General features: G+C 62.5%; 17 protein-coding genes. 10 read left to right on the plus strand and 7 right to left on the minus strand.

The window, feature by feature from the left end; all coding sequences use genetic code 11:
- Window positions 1-63 precede the first annotated feature (63 nt).
- Together C8K61_RS10215 and C8K61_RS10220 are read right to left on the minus strand one after the other, a co-directional pair.
- Complete coding sequence (locus C8K61_RS10215; protein WP_108096134.1) at window positions 64-624, minus strand: response regulator transcription factor; 561 nt, start codon at window positions 622-624, stop codon at window positions 64-66.
- Window positions 625-638: 14 nt separating this feature from the next.
- Entirely contained in the window at window positions 639-1,898 is a 1,260-nt protein-coding gene (locus C8K61_RS10220) for an ATP-binding protein (RefSeq protein ID WP_108096135.1), read from the minus strand.
- 268 nt (window positions 1,899-2,166) lie between these two features.
- Here C8K61_RS10220 and C8K61_RS10230 point away from each other — a divergent pair, with 268 nt between their 5' ends.
- From C8K61_RS10230 to C8K61_RS10260, 7 genes are all read left to right on the plus strand, one after another.
- On the plus strand, window positions 2,167-2,880 hold the full coding sequence (locus C8K61_RS10230) for an SIMPL domain-containing protein (protein ID WP_108096137.1): 714 nt from the start codon (window positions 2,167-2,169) through the stop codon (window positions 2,878-2,880).
- A 327-nt stretch (window positions 2,881-3,207) separates the two neighbouring features.
- Entirely contained in the window at window positions 3,208-4,809 is a 1,602-nt protein-coding gene (locus C8K61_RS10235) for an ABC transporter substrate-binding protein (protein WP_108096138.1), read from the plus strand.
- A 182-nt stretch (window positions 4,810-4,991) separates the two neighbouring features.
- The gene (locus C8K61_RS10240; protein WP_256589410.1) at window positions 4,992-6,584 is read left to right on the plus strand and encodes an ABC transporter substrate-binding protein; all 1,593 of its coding nucleotides are present in this window, start codon (window positions 4,992-4,994) and stop codon (window positions 6,582-6,584) included.
- Window positions 6,585-6,954: 370 nt separating this feature from the next.
- Window positions 6,955-7,965, plus strand: a complete 1,011-nt coding sequence (locus tag C8K61_RS10245; protein ID WP_108096139.1) for an ABC transporter permease subunit — start codon at window positions 6,955-6,957, stop codon at window positions 7,963-7,965.
- Between the two features lie 13 nt (window positions 7,966-7,978).
- Window positions 7,979-8,893 (plus strand): ABC transporter permease subunit, encoded by a 915-nt coding sequence (locus C8K61_RS10250; RefSeq protein WP_108096140.1) that lies wholly within the window; start codon window positions 7,979-7,981, stop codon window positions 8,891-8,893.
- Window positions 8,894-8,903: 10 nt separating this feature from the next.
- Complete coding sequence (locus C8K61_RS10255; RefSeq protein WP_108096141.1) at window positions 8,904-9,893, plus strand: ABC transporter ATP-binding protein; 990 nt, start codon at window positions 8,904-8,906, stop codon at window positions 9,891-9,893.
- A complete protein-coding gene (locus tag C8K61_RS10260) occupies window positions 9,890-10,864 on the plus strand; it encodes a peptide ABC transporter ATP-binding protein (RefSeq protein ID WP_108096142.1) in 975 nt (324 codons plus the stop codon). Before C8K61_RS10255 ends, C8K61_RS10260 begins: the two co-directional genes overlap by 4 nt.
- A 186-nt stretch (window positions 10,865-11,050) precedes the next feature.
- Here C8K61_RS10260 and C8K61_RS10265 read toward each other — a convergent pair whose 3' ends face one another.
- Together C8K61_RS10265 and C8K61_RS10270 are read right to left on the minus strand one after the other, a co-directional pair.
- Window positions 11,051-13,621, minus strand: coding sequence for a sulfite reductase flavoprotein subunit alpha (locus tag C8K61_RS10265; protein WP_108096143.1), 2,571 nt, complete (start codon window positions 13,619-13,621; stop codon window positions 11,051-11,053).
- Window positions 13,622-13,866: 245 nt separating this feature from the next.
- Window positions 13,867-16,119, minus strand: coding sequence for a TonB-dependent siderophore receptor (locus C8K61_RS10270; protein WP_108096144.1), 2,253 nt, complete (start codon window positions 16,117-16,119; stop codon window positions 13,867-13,869).
- A gap of 219 nt (window positions 16,120-16,338) precedes the next feature.
- On the opposite strand from C8K61_RS10270, the gene C8K61_RS10275 reads away from it, so the two are divergent.
- Together C8K61_RS10275 and C8K61_RS10280 are read left to right on the plus strand one after the other, a co-directional pair.
- On the plus strand, window positions 16,339-17,019 hold the full coding sequence (locus C8K61_RS10275; protein ID WP_108096145.1) for a Fe2+-dependent dioxygenase: 681 nt from the start codon (window positions 16,339-16,341) through the stop codon (window positions 17,017-17,019).
- Between the two features lies 1 nt (window position 17,020).
- The gene (locus C8K61_RS10280; RefSeq protein WP_256589406.1) at window positions 17,021-17,809 is read left to right on the plus strand and encodes a tetratricopeptide repeat protein; all 789 of its coding nucleotides are present in this window, start codon (window positions 17,021-17,023) and stop codon (window positions 17,807-17,809) included.
- Window positions 17,810-17,857: 48 nt separating this feature from the next.
- Here C8K61_RS10280 and zapE read toward each other — a convergent pair whose 3' ends face one another.
- The 3 genes from zapE to C8K61_RS10295 all read right to left on the minus strand — a co-directional run bounded on the left by zapE (window position 17,858) and on the right by C8K61_RS10295 (window position 21,186).
- A complete protein-coding gene (gene zapE / locus C8K61_RS10285; protein ID WP_108096147.1) occupies window positions 17,858-18,952 on the minus strand; it encodes a cell division protein ZapE in 1,095 nt (364 codons plus the stop codon).
- Window positions 18,953-19,183: 231 nt separating this feature from the next.
- Complete coding sequence (locus C8K61_RS10290; RefSeq protein WP_108096148.1) at window positions 19,184-20,533, minus strand: tryptophan--tRNA ligase; 1,350 nt, start codon at window positions 20,531-20,533, stop codon at window positions 19,184-19,186.
- 17 nt (window positions 20,534-20,550) lie between these two features.
- Entirely contained in the window at window positions 20,551-21,186 is a 636-nt protein-coding gene (locus tag C8K61_RS10295; protein ID WP_108096149.1) for an alpha/beta hydrolase, read from the minus strand.
- 156 nt (window positions 21,187-21,342) lie between these two features.
- Here C8K61_RS10295 and C8K61_RS10300 point away from each other — a divergent pair, with 156 nt between their 5' ends.
- Window positions 21,343-21,801 carry a YhcB family protein gene (locus C8K61_RS10300; RefSeq protein ID WP_108096150.1) on the plus strand — a complete coding sequence of 153 codons (459 nt, stop codon included), beginning with the start codon at window positions 21,343-21,345 and terminating at the stop codon, window positions 21,799-21,801.
- Window positions 21,802-21,860: the final 59 nt, after the last annotated feature.

Raw genomic sequence — 21,860 nt, forward strand, 5'->3', positions numbered from 1 at the left:
GCAATACGGGGGGCTGATTAAGACAGTTTCCAGCCACCTTGGATAGCCTGCCAGGCGGTGAGTTCAGCGCCGTACCGGGCGCTTCTGCAATTTGCGCTGCAAGGTCCGCCGGTGCATGCCCAAGGCGCGTGCGGTGGCGGAGATATTGCCGTCGTGTTCGCCCAGTACCCGCTGGATGTGTTCCCACTGCAGGCGGTCCACCGACATGGGGTTTTCCGGCACCAGGGTCGACAGGTCGGCGTGTTCGGACACCAGCGCGGTCAGCACGTCGTCGGCATCAGCCGGTTTGCACAGGTAGTTGGCGGCGCCGCGTTTGATCGCTTCCACGGCGGTGGCGATGCTGGAGTAACCGGTGAGGATCACCACACGCATTTCCGCGTCCAGCGCCAGCAGCTTGGGCAGCAGCACCAGGCCGGAGTCGCCTTCCATTTTCAGGTCAAGCACGGCGTAGTCCGGAATGTCCTGTTCGGCCAGGGCCAGGCCCTCTTCCGCCGAGCCGGCAATCGACACCCGCAGGCCCCGGCGGCTCATGGCGCGCGCCATTACGCGGGTGAAGGTCTGGTCATCATCAACCAACAGCAGGTGCGGTTGTTCTTCGCCTTCGATGGAGGTTTCTTCGCTCATTGGGATCTCCCGGTTCAGCTTGGCTGACGAGGCAGGCGCAGCTCGGTAAGCGTGCCGCCCTCTTCGTGATTGTAGAGTTTCACCGAACCGCCCGCCCGCGTGACGCTGGCCTGGCTGAGGAACAGGCCGAGGCCGAAGCCTTTGCCCTTGGTGGTGATAAAGGGTTTACCCAGCTGTTCGGCAATGGCCAGCGGCACACCGGCGCCGTGGTCGCGAATGCTGATGCACATTTCCAGCACGTTCCAGTCCACGCGAATGTCGAGCTTGTCGGCGCAGGCATCGGCGGCGTTGTTCAGCAGGTTGAGCAGGGCCTGGGTAAGGTCCGGCGGGGGCGCCAGACGCGGGATCGAGCCAATACCGAGAATCTGATAACGGTAGGTGGCTTCCGGGCGCATCAGGTGCCAGCGGTTGAGGGTGGTTTCCAGCCAGCCGGCCACCGACTGATCTTCCACGGTCAGGCGGCGGTCAGCCTCGGCGGCGCGCACCAGTTGTTGCAGGGTTTCTTTGCACAGCTTCACTTGCTCCTGCAGCACGGCAAGGTCTTCTTGCAGCAGCGGGTCCGGGTGTTCGCGGCGCAGTTCTTTGATCAGTACGCTCATGGTCGCCAGGGGCGTGCCCAGTTCGTGGGCGGCACCGGCGGCCTGGGTGGCGACGGCGAGCAACTGCTGGTCGCGCATGCTTTCTTCACGGCGCTCGGCCTGCAACTGCACCTGACGGCGCACGGCACCGGCCATCTTCACCACGAAGAAGGTGATGAAGGCGGCCGACAGGGCGAAGTTCAGCCACATGCCAAACAGGTGCAGGCTGATCAGCATGGCTTCGTGCTGCACCCCATGCAGGTGCAGCGGGTGGTACCAGATCAGCAGCGCGGTGTAGCCGGTCAACGCCAGGCCACTGAGCACCATCGAGTACAGCCACGGCAAGGTGGCGGCGGCGATGGTCAGCGGCACCAGGTAGTAGGACACGAAGGGGTTGGTTGAGCCGCCGGAGTAATACAGCAACACGCTGTGGATAAGCAGGTCGCAGGCCAGCTGGGCGGCGTACTCCAGCTCGGTGACCGGCCACGGCCCGCGAAGACGCAGCGCAGTCAGGGCGCAGAGTACGGCGGAGCAGATCAGGGTCAGGCACAGCGGTAGCCACGGCAGCGGCAGCAGGTCCAGCAAGTAGGCGACGCCCACCGAACTGGCCTGGGCGGCCAGCACCAGCACGCGGATCAGGCTCAGGCGCCACAAGTTCTGGCGGCTGGCGGAAAGCAGTAACACGGGGGCGAGCATGAGCGCTCCTGATGAGAGCTACAAATGACGGGCGAGTATAACCAGCGGTGCGACAAACAGTGCCAACTGCGGCAACGGGCCGCAGCGGCTGTGATCTGCACCGAAATCAAAAGCTCGCGGCTGAAGCCCCTCCCACTTGGAGCGCATTTCGTTGTGGGAGGGGCTTTAGCCGCGATGCTCTTCGCCGCGATCCACGCCGTGACGGAACCCGCCCCCGCCGCTACAGTCTGATGCGCGTAATCCTGCCTCGCGCCAACAAGGAGTTTGCATGTCTTCCCTCAGCCGCCTTACCGCTGCCATTGCCTTCAGTGCCGCCACCCTGGCCGCCCTGCCCAGCCATGCCGATGAGGCCCGTTACAACCAGGTGGCGCTGCGCGCCGAAGTGAGCCAGGACGTGGCCCACGACCTGATGAATGTCACCCTCTATACCGAAGCGCAGAACAACGACCCGGCCAAGCTCGCTGCCGAAACCACCGAAACCCTCAATATCGCCGTCGAGCGCGCCCGCCAGACCAAGGGCGTTACCGTCAAGCTCGGCAGCCGCAACAGCTACCCGATCTACGACAACAACGGCCAACAGATCACCGGCTGGCGCGAGCGCGGTGAAATCCGCCTGGAAAGCGCCGATTTTGCGGTGCTCTCCAAGCTCACCGCCGAGCTGTTGAAAGACCTGAAGATGGGCAATATGGACTTCGCCATCGCCAACCCGACGCGCAAGAAAGCCGAGGATGAGCTGCTCAAAGACGCTGTTGCCGCGTTCAAGGCCCGCGCCGATATCGCCACCGCAGCGGTGGGTGGCAAGAGCTACAAACTGGTCAGCCTGAGCCTCAGCAGCGCTGGCTTCCAGCCGATTCGGCCGATGCGCATGGATGCCATGGCATCGATGTCGATGAGCAAGTCGGCAGCGCCGCAAGAGATCGAAGCGGGCACCAGCGAAGTGACTGTCGCCGCTGATGGTGTGATCGAAGTGCAAATGCCATAAGTCCGGCGTTACCTGAAAGGACCAATCGCGGCTGAAGCCGCTCCTACGAATTGTGCGTTTTCGTAGGAGCGGCTTCAGCCGCGATGCGTTTAGCCCCACTCGGTGCTCCTTTCGGAAGCACTCGCCCACTGCCCCGCACCCCGCCGTTTCCCCGACCACTCGGTCAGCCCGCCCAGAGTTACAAAAACGCGACATCCTCGGACGATCCCGTCACAGCTTCTACACTCTTTGACTTATGCAGCTTGTAGTGGGCATACGCCCTGCATAGTTTCTGCCGTCTCGGCTTAAAAGGCCGACTGCAAACAACGACAACAACTTGAGGCCACCATGCATAAGAAAGTTGCCCTTCCTCTGGTACTCGCAAGCGGATTGCTCGCCAGCGCCCCCTTCGCCCACGCCGCCAGCACCCTGGTGTTCTGTTCCGAAGGCAGCCCCGCCGGCTTCGATGCCGCGCAGTACACCGCCGGCACCGAGTTCGACGCCGCGGCGGAAACCGTGTTCAACCGTCTGACCCAGTTCGAGCGTGGCGGTACCGCCGTAGTGCCGGGCCTGGCCACCAGCTGGGATGTGACCCCGGATGGCCTCACCTACACCTTCCACCTGCGCGAAGGGGTGAAGTTCCACACCACCGAGTACTTCAAGCCGACCCGTGAATTCAACGCCGACGACGTGCTGTTCACCTTCGAACGCATGATGAACAAGGACCATCCGTTCCGTAAGGCGTACCCCACCGAGTTCCCGTATTTCACCGATATGGGCATGGACACCAACATCGCCAAGCTGGAAAAAGTCGACGCCAAGACCGTCAAGTTCACCCTGGCCAACGTTGATGCGGCCTTTATCCAGAACCTGGCCATGAGCTTCGCCGACATCCAGTCCGCCGAGTACGGCGACAAGCTGATGAAAGAAGGCAAGGCCTCGGACATCAACCAGAAGCCGATCGGCACTGGCCCGTTTGTGTTCAAGCGTTATCAGAAAGACGCGCAGATCCGTTACACCGGCAACAAGGAATACTGGAAGCCGGAAGACGTGAAGATCGACAACCTGATCTTCTCCATCGTTACCGACGCCTCGGTGCGCATGCAGAAGCTCAAGGCCAACGAGTGCCAGATCACCCTCAACCCGCGCCCGGCTGACCTCGAATCGTTGAAGAAAGATCCGAACCTGCTGCTGCCGGAACAGGCTGGTTTCAACGACGGTTACATCGCCTACAACGTGCTGCACAAGCCGTTCGACCAACTGAAAGTGCGTCAGGCATTCGACATGGCGGTGAACAAGAAAGCCATTATCGATGCGGTGTACCAGAGCGCAGGCCAACTGGCCGTGAACGGCATGCCGCCGACCCAATGGTCCTACGACGACACCATCAAAGACCCGGCCTACGATCCGGAAAAAGCCAAGGCCCTGCTCAAAGAAGCCGGCGTTGCTGAAGGCACCGAGATCACCCTGTGGGCCATGCCAGTACAGCGCCCGTACAACCCCAACGCCAAGCTGATGGCCGAGATGCTGCAATCGGACTGGGCCAAGATCGGCATCAAGGCCAAGATCGTCACCTACGAGTGGGGCGAGTACCTCAAGCGCGCCAAGGCCGGCGAGCATGACACCATGCTGATCGGCTGGAGCGGCGACAACGGTGACCCCGACAACTGGCTCGGCACCCTGTACGGCTGCGACGCGGTAGACGGCAACAACTACTCCAAGTGGTGTGATGCCGACTACGACAAGGCCATCAAGGCCGCCAAGCGCACCACCGACCAGGCCAAGCGCACCGAGCTGTACAAGCAGGCGCAGCAGATCCTCAAGGCCCAGGTGCCGATCACCCCGATCGCCCACTCGACTGTTTATCAGCCGATGCGCAAGTCGGTTAAAGACTTCAAGATCAGCCCCTTCGCTCTGAACTCGTTCTACGGCGTTAGCGTCGACAAGTAGGTATGGCTTCGACCGCCTGGTCGTCGGCCATACTGCGTTGAAATGGCGCCGAAAATGCTCACGTACCTTGAGTACGCTGCGCTTTTCGGCGCCATTTCGCCTTGTCTGGCTCTAGCCCAGACGGTCTTGATCGCAGAGGCGATTGCTTGAAGATTCTGCAAAAAACCCATTTCTTGAGTGCGCTGCTGATAGCGGCAGGGTTCTTTGCACCCAATTCCTATGCTGCCACCCCCGAGCAATCGCTGGTGGTGTGCACCGAGGCCAGCCCCGAAGGCTTCGATATTGCGCAATACACGGCGGCGACAACCGCCGATGCGTCGGCCGAAACGGTGTTTGATCGCCTGGTGAATTTCGCCCCTGGCAGCACCGAATTGATCCCAGGTCTGGCTGAAAGCTGGGAGATTTCTGAAGACGGTCTTACCTACACCCTGCACCTGCGCCGCGGGGTGAAGTTTCACCACAGCAAGGCGTTTACCCCGACCCGCGCGTTCAATGCCGAGGACGTGCTCTGGAGTTTCCAGCGCCAGCTCGACCCACAGCATCCCTGGCACAAGCTGGCCAGTCGCGGTTTCCCCTATGCCGAATCGATGGGCATGGCGGCGCTGATCGAGCGTATAGAGGCGCCGGACGCGCAGACTGTAGTGTTCACCCTCAAGCACCCGGAGGCACCGTTCCTGGCCGATCTGGCCATGGGCTTTGCCTCGATCTACAGCGCTGAATACGCCGCCACGTTACTGGCCAGTGGCAACACAGAACTGCTCAACCAGCAGCCGATTGGCACCGGGCCGTTCGTGTTCGAGCGTTACAGCAAGGACGCGCAGGTGCGCTTCAACGGCAACCCGGACTACTGGGACGGCGCGCCAAAGCTGGCGCGGCTGATCTTCGCCATCACCCCCGATCCCAATGTGCGCCTGCAGCGGCTGAAAGCCGATGACTGCCAGGTGGCGGTGTACCCGCGCCCCACCGACATCCCAGCGCTGCGTGAGGAGCCGGAGCTGAAGGTGCTGGAGCTAGACTCGTTGCTGATCGCCTACCTGGGCATCAACACCCGCCACCCGCCGTTGGATGATCTGCGGGTGCGCCAAGCAATCAACATGGCCTTCGACAAAGCCGTATATGTGCGTGCGCAATTCGGCGAAGGCGGCGCCAGCCCGGCGGTGGCGCCCTACCCGCCAACGTTGTGGGGCAGCGACCCAAGCATTGCGGACTGGCCGCACGACTTGCAGCGCGCCAAGCAGCTATTAAAAGACGCCGGCCAGGATAAAGGCTTCAACCTGACCATCTGGACCCGCCCCGGTGGCGGTCCGACCAACCCCAACCCCGGCATTGGCGCGCAGCTGTTGCAGGACGACCTGGGCAAGCTGGGCATCAAGGCGACCATTCGGGTGTACGAATGGGGCGAGCTGCTCAAGCGCGCCAAGAATGGCGAGCACGACCTGATCTTTATGGGCTGGGCCGGCGACAACGGTGACCCGGACAATTTCCTGACCCCCAACCTGTCCTGCACCGCCGCCCGGTCGGGTGAAAACCTGGCCGGCTGGTGCAACGCCGAGTTCGACGCGCTGATTACCCAGGCCCGTGGCAGCAGCGACCAGACCCAGCGCGCGGTGCTCTACCGTAAGGCTTTGGCGATCTTCCACGAGCAAGCGCCGTGGATTCCCCTGGCCCATCCCAAGCAGTTCAGCGTGATCCGCCGCGACGTGCAGAATTTTGTCCTCAGCCCCATGGGCTCGAACAACTTTGCCAAGGTGCAGCGCCATGCCGTGCAGGAATGAGCCTACACAGGGCCGCCGCGCCACTGGGGCCGGCCGTCAGCCAGCGCCTATGCTGAGTTGCAGGAGCCGACAAATCCGCGAAAAATACGCGCCCTTTTCGGCCTGGGGCGGTTAACCAGGCCACACGCCCAGTGCAGAGACTGAACCTGCACGGTTGGCTGGGCTTCATAGTATCTAGCCCCCTCGCCCCTGCGGGGAGAGGGGACTGACCGAGTAGCACCAAGCACCACCGTCACGGGCACCACCATGAACCCGTCGACCCATAACAGCTTCGCCCACACCTGTGCGAAGCGATAAAAAACGCCCGGCGCCACTGACTCTATGCGGTGCCAGGTATGCCTAACCGGCTGATGAGGAGTTCTACCCCGCGATGCTCACTTTCATTGCCCGACGATTGGGGTTACTGATCCCCACGTTTTTCGGCATCACCTTGCTGACCTTTTCCCTGATTCGCCTGATCCCCGGCGACCCGGTGGAAGTGATGATGGGTGAACGCCGCGTCGACCCGGTCATGCACGCCGAAGCGCTGGAGCGCCTGGGCCTGAACAAGCCGCTCTATGAGCAGTACCTGAACTACATTGGCGACCTGGCCCAGGGCAACCTCGGCGAGTCGCTGCGCACCCGCGAAAGCGTGTGGCACGAGTTCCTTACCCTGTTCCCGGCCACCCTCGAATTGTCCCTGGCCGCCCTGTTGTTCGCCGGCACCCTGGGCCTGCTGGCCGGGGTGATTGCTGCGCTCAAGCGCGGCTCGCTGTTCGACCATGGGGTGATGGGTATTTCGCTGGCCGGTTACTCCATGCCGATTTTCTGGTGGGGCCTGCTGCTGATCATGTTCTTCTCCGTGGGCCTGGGCTGGACCCCGGTGTCCGGGCGTATCGACCTGCTCTACGACATCGAACCGAAGACCGGTTTCATGCTGATCGACACCCTGCTCAGCGACGAAGAAGGCGCCTTTGTCGACGCCCTGCGCCACCTGATTCTTCCGGCCATTGTGCTGGGCACCATTCCGCTGGCGGTGATTGCGCGTATGACCCGCTCGGCAATGCTCGAAGTGCTGCGCGAAGACTACGTGCGCACCGCGCGGGCCAAAGGCCTTTCGCCAAGCCGGGTGATTTTCGTGCATGGCCTGCGCAATGCGCTGATTCCGGTGCTCACCGTGTTCGGCCTGCAGGTCGGCGCGTTGCTGGCCGGTGCCGTGCTGACCGAAACCATTTTCTCCTGGCCGGGCATCGGCAAGTGGCTGATCGAGTCGATTGGCGCGCGTGACTACCCGGTGGTGCAGAACGGCATTCTGCTGATCGCCTGCCTGGTGATTCTGGTCAACTTCGTCGTGGACATCCTCTACGGCCTGGCCAACCCACGCATCCGCCATCAACGTTAAGGGAGGCCTGACTATGACGACTACTTCCAGCGCAGCCCCCGTGGCTGATCCGAGCACCCTCTACCCCTCGCCCTTGAAAGAGTTCTGGCAACACTTCGCCCGCAACAAAGGCGCGGTGGCCGGCCTGCTGTTCATGATCCTGATCGTGTTCTGCGCGCTGTTCGCGCCCTGGGTTGCGCCCCATGACCCCAGCGAGCAGTTCCGCGACTTCCTGCTCACCCCGCCCTCCTGGCTACCCGAGGGCCACAGCCAGTTCCTGCTGGGCACCGACGAGCTCGGCCGTGACCTGCTGTCGCGCTTGATTCACGGTGCGCGGCTGTCGCTGCTGATCGGTCTAGCCTCGGTGCTGATGTCGCTGATCCCGGGGATCTTCCTCGGCCTGGTCGGCGGCTTTTTCCCGCGCATTCTCGGCCCGACCATCATGCGCGTGATGGACGTGATGCTCGCCCTGCCCTCGTTGCTGCTGGCGGTGGCGATTGTCGCCATCCTCGGCCCTGGCCTGATCAACACAGTGATCGCGATTGCCGTGGTCTCGCTGCCCTCCTACGTACGTCTGACCCGCGCAGCGGTAATGGGCGAGCTCAATCGTGACTACGTCACTGCGGCACGCCTGGCCGGTGCCGGACTGTTCCGCCTGATGTTCGTCACCGTGCTGCCCAACTGCATGGCGCCGCTGATCGTGCAGGCGACCTTGAGTTTTTCCTCGGCGATTCTCGATGCGGCAGCACTGGGTTTCCTCGGCCTCGGCGTACAACCGCCAACCCCTGAATGGGGCACCATGCTGGCTTCGGCGCGCGACTACATCGAGCGCGCCTGGTGGGTGGTGAGCCTACCCGGCCTGACCATTCTGCTCAGCGTGCTGGCAATCAACCTGATGGGCGATGGGTTGCGCGATGCGCTCGACCCGAAACTCAAGAATGCCGTCTGAGGAGCCCGTCATGAGCCTGCTGAATATCAAGAACCTGAGCGTGCGCTTCGGCGACGCCAATGCCGTACCGGTGGTCGACGGTCTCGACCTGAACGTCAACAAGGGCGAAGTGCTGGCGATTGTCGGCGAGTCCGGCTCCGGCAAGTCGGTGACCATGATGGCGCTGATGGGCCTGATCGACGCCCCCGGCATCATCAAGGCCGACGCGCTGACCTTCGATGGCAGCGACATGCTGACCCTCAAGGGCCGGGCGCGCCGCAAGATCGTCGGCAAAGACCTGGCGATGGTGTTCCAGGACCCGATGACCGCCCTGAACCCCAGCTACACCGTGGGTTTCCAGATTGAAGAAGTGATTCGTCAGCACCTGGGCCTGTCCGGCAAAGCTGCTCGCCAACGCGCCCTGGAACTGCTCGAACGGGTGGAAATCCCGGGCGCCGCCAGCCGCTTGAACGCCTACCCGCACCAGCTCTCCGGCGGCATGAGCCAGCGCGTGGCAATTGCCATGGCGATTGCCGGCGAACCGAAACTGCTGATCGCCGATGAGCCGACCACGGCGCTGGATGTGACCATTCAGGCGCAGATCATGGACCTGCTGCTCGACCTGCAACGCCAGCAGGACATGGCCCTGGTGCTGATCACCCACGACCTCGCCGTGGTCGCCGAAACCGCCAACCGGGTGTGCGTGATGTACGCCGGCCAGGCGGTGGAAGTAGGCCAGGTACCAGCGCTGTTCGACGCCCCGGCGCACCCCTACACCGAAGCGCTGCTGGCGGCGATTCCCGAGCACAGCCAGGGCGCCAAACGCCTGGCCACCTTGCCCGGCATCGTTCCCGGCCGGTACGACCGTCCGCAAGGTTGCCTGCTGTCGCCTCGTTGCCCGTACGTGCAGCAGAAATGCCGCGACGTGCGCCCGAGCCTCGAGCCCAGCGCCCTTGGTGAAGTGCGTTGTTTCTTCCCGCTCAACCAGCCCAGCCACGCCAACCAGGAGCCTGCACGATGAGCGTAGTACTGACTGCTCGCGACCTAACCCGTCACTACGAGGTGTCCCGTGGCCTGTTCAAAGCACACGCCACGGTGCGCGCATTGAACGGCGTGTCGTTTGAACTGGAAGCCGGCAAGACCCTGGCGGTGGTAGGCGAATCCGGTTGTGGCAAATCGACCCTGGCACGCGCCCTGACCCTGATCGAAGAACCCTCCTCCGGCTCGCTGCAGATTGGCGGCCAAGAGGTGAACGGCGCCAGCAAGGCCGAACGCAAACAGCTGCGCCGCGACGTGCAGATGGTGTTCCAGAGCCCCTATGCCTCGCTGAACCCGCGGCAGAAAATCGGTGACCAACTGGCCGAGCCGCTGCTGATCAACACCAACCTGTCGCGCAGCGAACGCCGCGAGAAGGTGCAGGCGATGATGCAGCAAGTGGGCCTGCGCCCCGAGCATTACCAGCGCTACCCGCACATGTTCTCCGGCGGCCAGCGCCAGCGTATTGCCCTGGCGCGGGCGATGATGCTCAACCCGAAGGTGCTGGTGGCGGACGAGCCGACGTCGGCGCTGGACGTGTCGATTCAGGCGCAGGTGCTCAACCTGTTCATGGACCTGCAAGCCGAGTTCAACACCGCCTATGTGTTCATCAGCCACAACCTGGCGGTGGTCCAGCATGTGGCCGATGACGTGTTGGTGATGTACCTCGGCCGCCCGGCAGAAATGGGCCCCAAGGAAAAGATCTACGCCAAGCCCTTGCACCCTTACACCCAGGCGCTGCTGTCGGCGACCCCGACCATTCACCCGGACCCGGACAAGCCGAAGATCAAGATTGTCGGCGAGTTGCCCAACCCACTGAACCCGCCGAGTGGCTGCGCCTTCCACAAGCGCTGCCCGCACGCGACCGAACGCTGCAGCGCCGAGGAACCGCAACTGCGCTTGCTCGATGCACGGCAGGTGGCGTGTCACCATGCCGAGGCGATTAACGGGCTGTAAACCGCATCGCGGCTAAAGCCGCTCCTACGAGACCATACGATTCCGTAGGAGCGGCCGCTCCGGTCAGCCGCGACTCCTGCAAAAGCAATTTCAAGATCAAACGCATCGCGGCTAAAGCCCTCCCACATGGCGCTACGATTCCTGTGGGAGGGGCTTTAGCCGCGATGTTTTTAGCGGGTGCCGAGATTAATAAACATCCCGCCGATACCGCCCTTCCTCGGTCAATTGCACCACTTCCTCATCGCCCAGCACCTGGCGCAACGCCTGGTCCACGCCGTCGGCCATGCCTTGCAGACTGCCGCAGACGTAAATCGCCGCGCCGTCTTCCAGCCAGCTTTTCAGCTCATCGGCCGCCGCCAACAGGCGATGCTGCACGTAGATCTTTTCCGCCTGGTCGCGCGAAAACGCCAGGTCCAGACGTGCCAGTTGGCCGCCGTCCAGCCAGCCCAGGAGCTCGTTCTGGCAGAAGAAGTCATGGGCCGCATTACGTTCGCCAAACAGCAGCCAGTTGCGCTTCTGGCCTTGGTTGATCTGCGCTTTGAGCAAGCTGCGCAGCCCCGCCAACCCCGTACCGTTACCCAGCAGAATCAACGGCCGTGGTTCGCTCGGCAGGTGGAAGCCGCTGTTACGCCGCAGGCGCAGACTGATGCCTTCACCTACCAACGCATGCACGCACAGCCAACCCGAACCGAGACCGACGCTTCCGTCGGCATGGGTTTCCACCCGCACCAGCAGCTGTAGATCACCATCCTCCATTACCGACGCGATGGAGTATTCGCGGGCGCTGATCGGCACCAGCGCATCCACCAGGGCCTGGGCATGCAGGCCGACCAGGTGTTCGCGGCTGGCGGGCAACTGCCGACTGGCCAGCGCCTGAGCCAGCGTCTCGCGCAGGCCGGCAACTTCGACCTGGCTGTCGGCAGCAATACCGAGACCAGCGAGGAAGGTGTCGACGGCAGCAGCGCTGTTGCGCGGCAGCACTTCCACCAGGTCACCGGCCTGCCATAGGTGGCTGCCTGGCGGTGGCGTAAGGCTGAGCAGGTACGTCGGCGAACCGGCGCTGCCCGGGTTGAGCAGCTCGCGGCGGCTGAGGGCCCAGTTGCCGTAGCTCGGCGCTTGCCAGGCCACTGGCGCGGCGCTGCCGGAAAGTTGCGCCAACTGTTGCTGCCACTGCTGCAGCGCAGCGCTGTCACCGTTGTCGACTTCGACGGTGGTAAACAGATGGCTGCCGCCCTCGCGGCTCAACCAGTTCTGCAGGCGATGGGCAAAGCCGCAGAAGTGTTGGTATTGGCGGTCGCCGAGGGCCAGCACGGCGTATTTCAATTCGCTCAGGCCCAGGTTCTGTCCGAGCAATTTACGTTCGAACCCACGGGCGCTGTCCGGTGCTTCGCCGTCGCCAAAGGTGCTCACCACAAACAGGGCATTGCGCGCTTCACGCAGCTGCTGCGGACTCAGGCTGGCCAGCGGCTGCACGTTCACCGCCTGGCCGGCGGCCTGCAATTGGCCGGCGCTCTGCCAGGCCAGTTGCTCGGCAAAACCGCTCTGGCTGGCGAAACCGATCAGCCAGCTGTCTTCACCGCCGGTGCCGGCGCTGACACCGCCGCGCGCCGCACGCACCTGGCGCTTCTTGCGCCGGCGATCGAGGTACAGCAGCCAGCCAGTGATAAAGAACAGCGGCATGGTCAGGCTGGCCGCAGTGATCAGAATCCGCCCGGTCAGGCCGAAGTAACTGCCAACGTGCAGGGCATAGATGCTGGTCAGCAGTTGCTGGCCCAGGGGCTGCTCGGTGTACAGGGTGTGGCGGCGCACCTGGCCGGTCAACGCGTCGAGCTGGATTTCGTTCATCGCCCGTTCGTGGGCGGCATCTTCCAGCAGGTAAACCACCTGCACCGGTTGTTTGGCGTCCTGCGGCTGGCGGATGTTGTACATCGCCAGCGTCGGGCCGGCAGTCTGGGTGACGCTGGCCCATAGCGCGTCGTAGTTGATCGGCACCGGCGCAGCCGCTTGCGGCGGCGGACCCTTGCGTTCGCCACGCCCCCCTTCACCACGACCACCGCCGGGCTTGCCGCCTCGTTCGCCTGCCGGCGCGCTGCCCAGCAGGGCGTAAGCGCCCTGGTTAAACCATTGGTAGGACCAGGTGAGGCCGGTGAGCGAGGCCATGAGGTAGAACACCAGGCACCAGGTGCCGGCCACGGCGTGCAAATCCCAGTTGAAAGCGCGGCCTTTCTTGGCCCAGTCGAAGGTCAGCCAGGTGCGCCAGCTCAAGGCATTGCGCGGCCAGCGCAGGTACAGGCCGGAAAGGCAGAAAAACAGCAGCATCAGGGTGCAGGCACCGGTGATGTTTTTGCCGAATTCGCCCATCGCCAGAAAGCGGTGCAGTTGGAACATCAAATCGAAGAACGCTTTACCGGTCGGCTCGCCCAGCAGTTCGCCGGTGTAGGGATCGAGGTAGCGCATCGGCCCACGTCGCTCGCCCGGCTTGGGCATAAAGAACACCTGCGACGCTTTGTTCTCTTGGGTGAATACACGCAAACCGGCGACGCCCATGCCGGCGGCAGCCTGCGCCTTCTCCACCAACTGCGCCGGTGGCAGCACGCCGCTTTCACGCACCTGAACCTGCAGGATGTCGGGGTTCAGCGCGGTGGAAATTTCATCTTGAAACGAATACAGCGCACCGGTAATGCCCATAAGAGACAGCACCAGACCGCCGGTGATACCGAAGAACCAATGCAGTTGAAATAAACCGTTTTTAAACACACCAACCTCATCTGAACCGACGCCCTAGAGCGCTGCATATCGTTAATAGCGGCGAATACTATTTGAGAATAGATAGCAACAGCGCAACCTTTACGTATCGTTTACTAACACGAGTGTCGCGCCGCTTAACCTCACCTGACAAAAAAGCCCCGAGCGACAAATCGCTCAGGGCTTGCGCAGCGGCGGATGCAACGCCGCTGGTTTTTGCTTGGTCAAACACACCCTACAAGGGCAGCGCGCGCGAATCAGAAGTGGAAGTTGGTGCTGAGCAGCGCCGTACGCCCGGCCGCCACGTGAGCCATGTGCGTCGAGTACACCTGATCGTAATAACGCTCGTCGGTCAGGTTCTGCACGTTCAATTGCAGGTCGAGGTTCTTGCTCACCACGTACTTGGCCATGGCGTCGTAGCGCCAGTAGTCCGGCACTTCTACGGTGTTGGCGGTGTTACCGAAGCGCGAGTCGACGTAGTACGCGCCAGCGCCCAGGGTCAGCTGTGGCAGCACCTGGTAAGTGGTCCAGAAGCTGGCGCTGTTCTCCGGCACGCTGGGGATATCGTTGCCGTCATACAGACCGTCGACATAACGCGCCGGAGCACCGGACGCGGCCACGTTCACCGTACCGCTCTTGGTCAGCTCACCGTGCAGGTAGGTGTAGTTGGCGAACACCTGCCATTTGTTGGTGATCTTGCCGCTGGCGCCCAGCTCGAAACCGTCAACACGGGTTTCGCCGATGTTCTGGGTCAGACCATCTTCGTCGGTGACGCGCGCATTGGTTTTTTCGGTACGGAACACCGCGGCGTTCAGGCCCAAGCGCTCGTCGAAGAAGTCCCACTTGGTGCCCACTTCGTAGTTGCGGTTGCGTTCCGGTTCCAGCGCCTGGGTACCCACGGCAATGCCATCGGCCCCTTCCCCACTGGTTTCGCCCACTGGGTTGCTGGAGGTCGACCAGGCCACGTAGACGCTACCGTTGGGCAGCGGGTTGAACACCAGGCCCAATTGGTAGTTCCAGAAGTGCGAATTGTTTTCGTAGTCGAAAGCGCCGCTGACGTTGTTGGTGCCACGGGTCACGCTGAGGCCCTGGGACTCGGTCTGGTAGTCGTCGTAACGCAGGCCGGCGTTCAGCGACCACTGCTCGTTGAACTTCAGGGTGTCGAACACATACGCCGACAGGGTCTTGCTGTCGGTATCGGTGTACGCCTTGCTGTCGGCAATGGTGCCGGTGAAGGTGTCGTTGTAGTTCGGGTCTGCCAGGCTGGTGCAGTCGTGGGAGTTCAGGGTGGCGGCGTTGCAGGTGTTGCCGGCCGCCCCTTGGGTGACAAAGTAGCCGCGGTTATGCACGCCTTCCTTGCTGAACTCGACGCCGGTATTGAGCGAGTGCTCGATAAAGCCGGTGTTGAAACGCGCGCTCAGGTCGGTCTGGTTGATCAGCCCTTCGGAGGTCGAATTGCGGCTTTTCGCCGAACGCGAAACATAGCCGCGGTCGACGTTGCCGCGCGAATCGTCCGGGTTGGTGGCGATGTAGTCGAGGGTGGTGCGCACGATGCGGGACGAGTTCGACAGGGTCAGGTTGTCGTTCAGGTCGTGCTCGATTTTGAAGGTGCCGGTATCGGTGGTGCTGTCGCGGTAATCGCGCGAGCTGAAACCATAGAACTTGTCCTTGTTGCCAGCCGGGGTGCGCACTCCATCGGCGCCTACGGTGCTTTGCAACGGGTTGCCGAGGTCCGGAGTGTCTTCACCTTCAACGTGGTAGTAGGAAACCGTGGCGCGGGTTGGCGTGTTGAAGCCGAAAGTAACGGTGGGTGCCACGCCCCAACGGCTGACATCGGCACCGGCGCGGCCGGCGACATTGGCGTCGTGCTGCATCAGGTTGATACGCGCGGCGATGTTGTCGGTGAGTACACGGTTGACGTCGAGGGTGTAGCGACGGGTCTGGTCGGAACCGTAGGTGAAGCCGGCGTCAGCGAAGTCCTGCTGCTTGGCGCTCTTGCTGATCAGGTTGAGGCTACCCCCGGTGGAGCCGGCGCCGGTGAAGGCCGAGCCTGGACCTTTGCTGACTTCAACTTGCTCGAGGTTGAACACTTCACGGGTTTGCGAGGCCACGTCACGCAGGCCATCGATAAACACATCGCTCTCGGCGTTGAAGCCGCGAATGATCGGGCGATCGCCCGCCGGGTTGCCACCTTCGCCGGCACCAAAAGTAATGCCCGAGGTGGTACGCAGCGCATCGGCGAGGGACAGGGAACCGGTGTCCTTGATCACCTGGTCGCTGATCACGGTGACGCTTTTCGGCGTCTCACGCAGCGGCGCGGTGTACTTCTTCGAAGCTGATTCGTCGACCTTGTAGCTATCAGGCTGATCCAGCTCGCCAACCACTTTGGACGCTTCCAGCGTGACCGCTTCGCTAGCGTGGGCCAAAGGCGTGGCGGACATGGCCATGCCGACAGCGGTGGCCAGCAGGCGTGGTGAAAAAACAGTCGAATCGGTGGACGTGGCAGACATGCGATTTCCCTCCCCAGGAATGGCAAAGGCCGCGGAATTTAGAGCAACAGCAACTTGTTAGCAATTGTTAATAATTCGCATGTAACAATATTTACAAAACCCTTACACTTCCAAAAAAATCGCTAAAACGCCCGTACCATAAGGGTTTAAAGCGGTTGCAAGCACCCTAAGCAACGAATTATCATTTGCGACTAATTTTCAAATACACACGGTTTGGCCATGCTTCTGCACATTCCTGGCGTTTTCAACCGCGACGAAGTCAGGCAAATTCGCGCCGCCCTCGAGCAGGCCCAATGGGCCGACGGCAAGGTCACCGCTGGCTATCAATCGGCCAAAGCCAAACACAACCTGCAGTTGCCCGAAGACCACCCGTTGGTCCGTGAAATCAGCACCGAAATGCTCACGCGCTTGTGGCAAAACCCGCTGTTCATGTCCGCAGCATTGCCGCACAAAGTCTTTCCGCCGTTGTTCAACTGCTACACCGGCGGCGGCTCATTCGACTTCCACATCGACAACGCCATTCGCCAGGTGAAAAACAGCGCCGAGCGGGTGCGCACCGACCTGTCCGCCACCCTGTTCTTCAGTGATCCCGACGAATACGACGGCGGCGAACTGGTGATTCAGGACACCTTTGGCAACCAGCGGGTGAAACTGCCGGCCGGCGACATGGTGCTATACCCCGGCACCAGCCTGCACAAGGTGGAAGCGGTCACCCGTGGCGCCCGTTTTGCGTCCTTCTTCTGGACCCAGAGCCTGGTGCGCGAGGACAGCCAACGCGCACTGCTATTCGAGATGGACCAAGCCATTCAGCACCTCACCCGCGACGTGCCGGAGCACCCTGCCCTGCTGCAGCTGACCGGCAACTACCACAACCTGCTGCGTCGCTGGGCGGATGTCTGAGGTGACCAAGGCCCTGCTGCGCCGCGAGCAACAGCTGACCGGCGACGACCTTGCCACGCTGCTCGAAGGCGACCCTGGCCAAGCCGCCCACGCCATTCTCAATGCAGCCAGAGAGGGCGTGCTGGAGGCCCAAACGATGCTCGGCCAGCTCCTGCTCGAAGGCCGCGGCATTCAGCGCGACCCGGCATTGGCCCGCACCTGGTTCCAGATCGCCGCCCGCCAGGGCCACGCCATGGCCCACAACATGCTCGGGCGCTGCCTGGACCAGGGCTGGGGTGGCGAGGCCAACATCGAGCAGGCCGCCGAGCACTATCGCCAGGCCGCCGACAGCGGTTCGGATTGGGGCCAGTACAACCTGGCCAACCTGCTTGCCACCGGCCGTGGCGTGCCACGCGATCCACCGCGAGCCTTCACCCTGTACGTTCGCGCGGCCGAACAGGGGCACGCCAAGTCGATGAACCTGGTGGGACGTTTCTACGAAGAAGGCCAGGTGGTGCTGCGCGACCTGCCGCTGGCCCATGACTGGTACCGCCGCTCAGCCGAGGCCGGTGATTTCCGCGGGCAATTCAGCCATGCCGCCGTACTGGCCGAGCAAGGGCAGGTGGAAGTAGCCCTGAGCTGGCTGCAACAGGCCTTGCAGCTGGGCAACCTGAACTTCCTGCGGGTAGCCCGTGAGTCGCTGCTGCAAGCGCCCCATAGCGCGATTAGGGCCCAGGCCCGCGAGTACTTCCGCCGCGCGGCTGAACTGGGCGAGGACAGTGACCGCGAGCGCTATGCCAGCGTTATCTGACCATTAAAAAAGGCTGCCCATGGGCAGCCTTTTTTAATGGCGAAACCGTTACGGCTTGTGCGCCCGCGAAAGAAATTCGTGGGACTGCATTTCCAGCAAACGGCTGAGGGTGCGTTGAAACTCGAAGTTCAGACGGCCACCGGTGTACAGGTCTTTCAGCTCTACCGCTGCCGAGATGATCAGCTTGACGTTGCGGTCGTAGAACTCGTCCACCAGGTTGATGAAGCGGCGCGCCAGGTCGTCTTCGTTGACGCCCATCTGCTCGACGTTGGAGATCAGGACGGCGTGGAAAATCTTCGCCAGCTCGATGTAGTCGTTCTGGCTGCGCGGGCCATCGCACAGCTCGCGGAATTCGAACCAGGCCACGTCGTCGCAAACCTTGCGCGCGGTAATGCCACGGTTCTCGATCATCAGCACTTCGTTGACCTGCGCTTGCACGCAGTCGGGTACCAGGCTGACAAAGCTCTTGTTCAGGCTGACTTCCGCGCCTTCGTTGAGCGGCCAGTAGTACAGCTCGGCTTGCTCCAGCGCACGCAGGCGGTAGTCGACGCCGCTGTCGACGTTGACGATGGTGGTGTGCTGCTTGAGCAGTTCGATGGCCGGCAAGAAGCGCGCACGTTGCAGGCCGTCTTTGTACAGGCCATCCGGCACGATGTTGGAGGTGGACACCAGGCTGACGCCGTTCTTGAACAGCTCTTCCAGCAAGGTGGCCAGAATCATCGCGTCGGTAATGTCGGAGACGAAAAATTCGTCGAAGCAGATCACCCGGGTTTCGGCCGCATACCGCTTGGCAATGGCTTGCAGCGGGTTCTTCTCGCCGCTGAGGGTGGTCAGGTCTTCGTGCACACGCTTCATGAAACGGTGGAAGTGGGTGCGGGTCTTTTCCTTGAACGGCAGCGCTTCGAAGAAGGTGTCGACCAGATAGGTCTTGCCGCGGCCCACCCCACCCCAGAAGTACAGGCCCTTGACCGGGTCCTGGTTCTTTTTGCCCAGCAGCTTGCCGAACAGGCCGGGCTTGTTGTCACCGGCGGCGATCAGGTCGTCGTAGAGGCGCTGCAGATGGCGCACCGCAGTTTCCTGCGCGGCGTCATGGAAGAAGTCGGGACGTTTGAGGTCCGCCTGGTATCGCTCGAGGGGCGTCATCGCGTAATGCTCTCAACTATTTACTAGCTCGCGACCGGCCAGTACTGGGCTTCGCGAGGCAGGTGATGGGCAGGTAACGAGTAAACAGTACCCAGGGTTTGCGTCTTGCCGAGGCGCTGCTGAACGCGCGTGGAGGGTCTGGACGCCCTAGACAGCAAAAACGGGGTCGTCACTTTAGCGGCGACCCCGTTGCTTGGCAATCGGCCAGCCATGCCGGCTGGCGATCCGGTATTACTCGGGCTGCGGCGCCAGGGCGTCGCGCAACTGGCTGACGGCCTGCTCGCAGGCGGCGGCATCGGCAAACTGCGGGCTTGCGCCAACAGCTTCGTCGTCCAGCCAGACGGCAAACGCGTTGCCGTCAACCCGCACGTCGAGCGGGCTGCCGTCCTGCAAACGTTTGCTCACCTGGCCAGCGGTTTTGCCGTCGGCGAAGTTTTTCGACAGCAGCAATTGCTCGCCATCCGCGGCCAACAGGCGGAAACGGAAGCTGCCGTCGTCTTCACGGAAGCTGACGAAACGCGCGCCTTTGGCGGCTTTTTTCTTGGTGTTCTGGGTGCTTTGCAGGTCGCTGCGGAACGAGCGCAGGCCCACCGCTTCACGCAGTTCGCCCAAGAACGGAGTGGCGATCTTGCGCGCCTTGGCGGCGCCGGCCAGCAGAATGTCTTCCAGGTCGGCCGGGCGTTCGATCAGCGCGTTATAGCGCTCACGGGCCTCACCCAGTTCGTTGTCGAGCAACTCGAACAGGCGCTGCTTGGCTTCGCCCCAGGCCAGACCGCCCAGCAGATCAGCGCGGAACTCGGCTTGCTGGGCAGCAGTGGAGAACGCTTGGTAGAGGGTGAACAGGTGCGAGTTGTCCGGGTCTTTGGCTTCGCCCGGGGCCCGCGAGTCGGTGACGATGGAGGACACCGCCGCCTTCAATTGCTTGGCGCTGCCGAACAGGGGAATGGTGTTGTCGTAGCTTTTCGACATCTTGCGGCCATCCAGGCCCGGCAAGGTGGCGACGCTTTCTTCGATCAATGCCTGCGGCATCACAAAGAACTCTTTGCCCTTGCCGAACAGGTGGTTGAAACGCTGACCGATGTCGCGGGCCATTTCCACGTGCTGGATCTGGTCGCGGCCGACTGGCACCTGGTGGGCATTGAACATCAGGATGTCGGCGGCCATCAGCACCGGGTAGCTGAACAGGCCCATGGTGATGCCGGCGTCCGGGTCTTCGCCCTGCTCGACGTTTTTATCCACAGACGCTTTATAGGCGTGGGCGCGATTGAGCAGGCCCTTGGCGGCGACGCAGGTGAGCAGCCAGGTGAGCTCGGTGATTTCCGGGATGTCGGACTGGCGGTAGAAGGTTACGCGGTCGGTATCCAGACCGGAGGCCAGCCAGGTGGCGGCAATTTCCAGACGCGAGCGCTGAATGCGCAACGGCTCATCGCATTTGATCAAGGCGTGGTAGTCGGCCAGAAAGTAGAACGAGTCGGCGTCGGCGGCGCGGCTGGCAACGATGGCCGGGCGGATGGCGCCGGCGTAGTTGCCCAAGTGCGGGGTGCCGGTGGTGGTGATACCGGTGAGGATACGAGTGGTCATGGCGTTCGCTTATTCGGTCAGTTCGACAGGCGCGGCAGCAGCAGGTCTTTGAGCTCTGTGAGCTTGCCGTGAAAAAAGTGCCCGCATTCTGCCACTTTCAGCAGCTCGTGGGCACGTCCGAGGTGGGCGGACCAGGCGAAAACCGTGTCGGCGGCGATCACTTCATCGTCCTCGGGCTGAATCAGGGTCAGGGCGCCGTGCAGGGCAATCGGTGTGTTTTCGTTCAAGCGGCTGACCGCCGGGGCGACCATAAACAGCCGCTCGATCTCCACGCCTTGCGCTTCCAGGCGACCGCTGAGGCTGGCGGCGACAAAACCACCGAAGGAAAAACCGAACAGGTTCAACGGCAGGTCTGGCTTTTGCGCCAGCAGCCAGTTGGCTACGGCTTCGGCGTCGTCCACTTCACCGCTGACCATTTCGCTGGCGCCCTCACTGGCACCGACGCCGCGGTAGTTGAACCGCAAGGTGGCGAAGCCGGCGTCGCGCGCCGTGCGTTGCAAGGTCGACACCACTTTGTTGAGCATGGTGCCGCCCTGCACCGGGTTCGGGTGGCAGATCAACGCCAGGCCGCGTGCCTCGGGCAGGTCCAGGTAAAGGGCTTCGAGTTGGCCGGTAGGCCCATCAATGAACAAGGAGACTTCGCGAGCTGACAACGGGGAACTCCGTGACCCGGCAAGGGGTCGACACGTCTTGGATAAGATCTTGCGAGCGCCGCACTGCCGACACTCGCCCTTAGAGGCTGCGCCGCGCTATACAGCGCCGGTATGAGCCGTTAACGTAAAGCAAAGCCGTTTATAGAGGAAGGACTCGTGGAACAGACGCTATTGGCCTGGTTACTCCCGGCACTCGCCCTGCTCGCTGGCATCACCATCGGTTTTCTGGTGGCCCGCCTGGTTCCAAGCGCCGCACCGAGCCGCACACAACGGCAACTGGACGAAATCCAGGAACGCTTCGACAGCTACCAGAGCGAAGTGGTCACCCACTTCAACACCACCGCCAGCCTGGTGAAAAAGCTCACCCAGAGCTACCAGGAAGTACAGGAGCACCTTTCCGAAGGCGCCAACCGCCTGGCCCTCGACGAACTCACCCGCCAGCGTCTGCTGGCCGCATTGCATGATGAAAAACCGGGCAGCCGCGAGCGTTTGACGCCGCCGCGCGACTCCGAAGTCCCCCGCGATTACGCGCCAAAAAGCGCCGATGCGCCGGGGATGCTGGATGCCACCTTCGGTTTGAAGAAGCCGCCGGTAAGCGACACCTCGCCGCGTTAAATCGCCGCCAATAAAAAGCCCCGCAGATGCGGGGCTTTTTATTGGTCGAACGGCGATCA

The organism is Pseudomonas sp. GV071 (assembly GCF_003050835.1).
Lineage (GTDB): Bacteria > Pseudomonadota > Gammaproteobacteria > Pseudomonadales > Pseudomonadaceae > Aquipseudomonas.

What these genes read in the sequence shown, in the direction of transcription:
- C8K61_RS10270 (WP_108096144.1), bottom strand. Translation starts at nt 16,119, where the DNA reads ATGTCTGCCACGTCCACCGATTCGACTGTTTTTTCACCACGCCTGCTG.
- C8K61_RS10230 (WP_108096137.1), top strand. Translation starts at nt 2,167, where the DNA reads ATGTCTTCCCTCAGCCGCCTTACCGCTGCCATTGCCTTCAGTGCCGCC.
- C8K61_RS10250 (WP_108096140.1), top strand. Translation starts at nt 7,979, where the DNA reads ATGACGACTACTTCCAGCGCAGCCCCCGTGGCTGATCCGAGCACCCTC.
- C8K61_RS10235 (WP_108096138.1), top strand. Translation starts at nt 3,208, where the DNA reads ATGCATAAGAAAGTTGCCCTTCCTCTGGTACTCGCAAGCGGATTGCTC.
- C8K61_RS10255 (WP_108096141.1), top strand. Translation starts at nt 8,904, where the DNA reads ATGAGCCTGCTGAATATCAAGAACCTGAGCGTGCGCTTCGGCGACGCC.
- C8K61_RS10290 (WP_108096148.1), bottom strand. Translation starts at nt 20,533, where the DNA reads ATGACCACTCGTATCCTCACCGGTATCACCACCACCGGCACCCCGCAC.
- C8K61_RS10260 (WP_108096142.1), top strand. Translation starts at nt 9,890, where the DNA reads ATGAGCGTAGTACTGACTGCTCGCGACCTAACCCGTCACTACGAGGTG.
- C8K61_RS10245 (WP_108096139.1), top strand. Translation starts at nt 6,955, where the DNA reads ATGCTCACTTTCATTGCCCGACGATTGGGGTTACTGATCCCCACGTTT.
- C8K61_RS10275 (WP_108096145.1), top strand. Translation starts at nt 16,339, where the DNA reads ATGCTTCTGCACATTCCTGGCGTTTTCAACCGCGACGAAGTCAGGCAA.
- C8K61_RS10215 (WP_108096134.1), bottom strand. Translation starts at nt 624, where the DNA reads ATGAGCGAAGAAACCTCCATCGAAGGCGAAGAACAACCGCACCTGCTG.
- zapE (WP_108096147.1), bottom strand. Translation starts at nt 18,952, where the DNA reads ATGACGCCCCTCGAGCGATACCAGGCGGACCTCAAACGTCCCGACTTC.
- C8K61_RS10220 (WP_108096135.1), bottom strand. Translation starts at nt 1,898, where the DNA reads ATGCTCGCCCCCGTGTTACTGCTTTCCGCCAGCCGCCAGAACTTGTGG.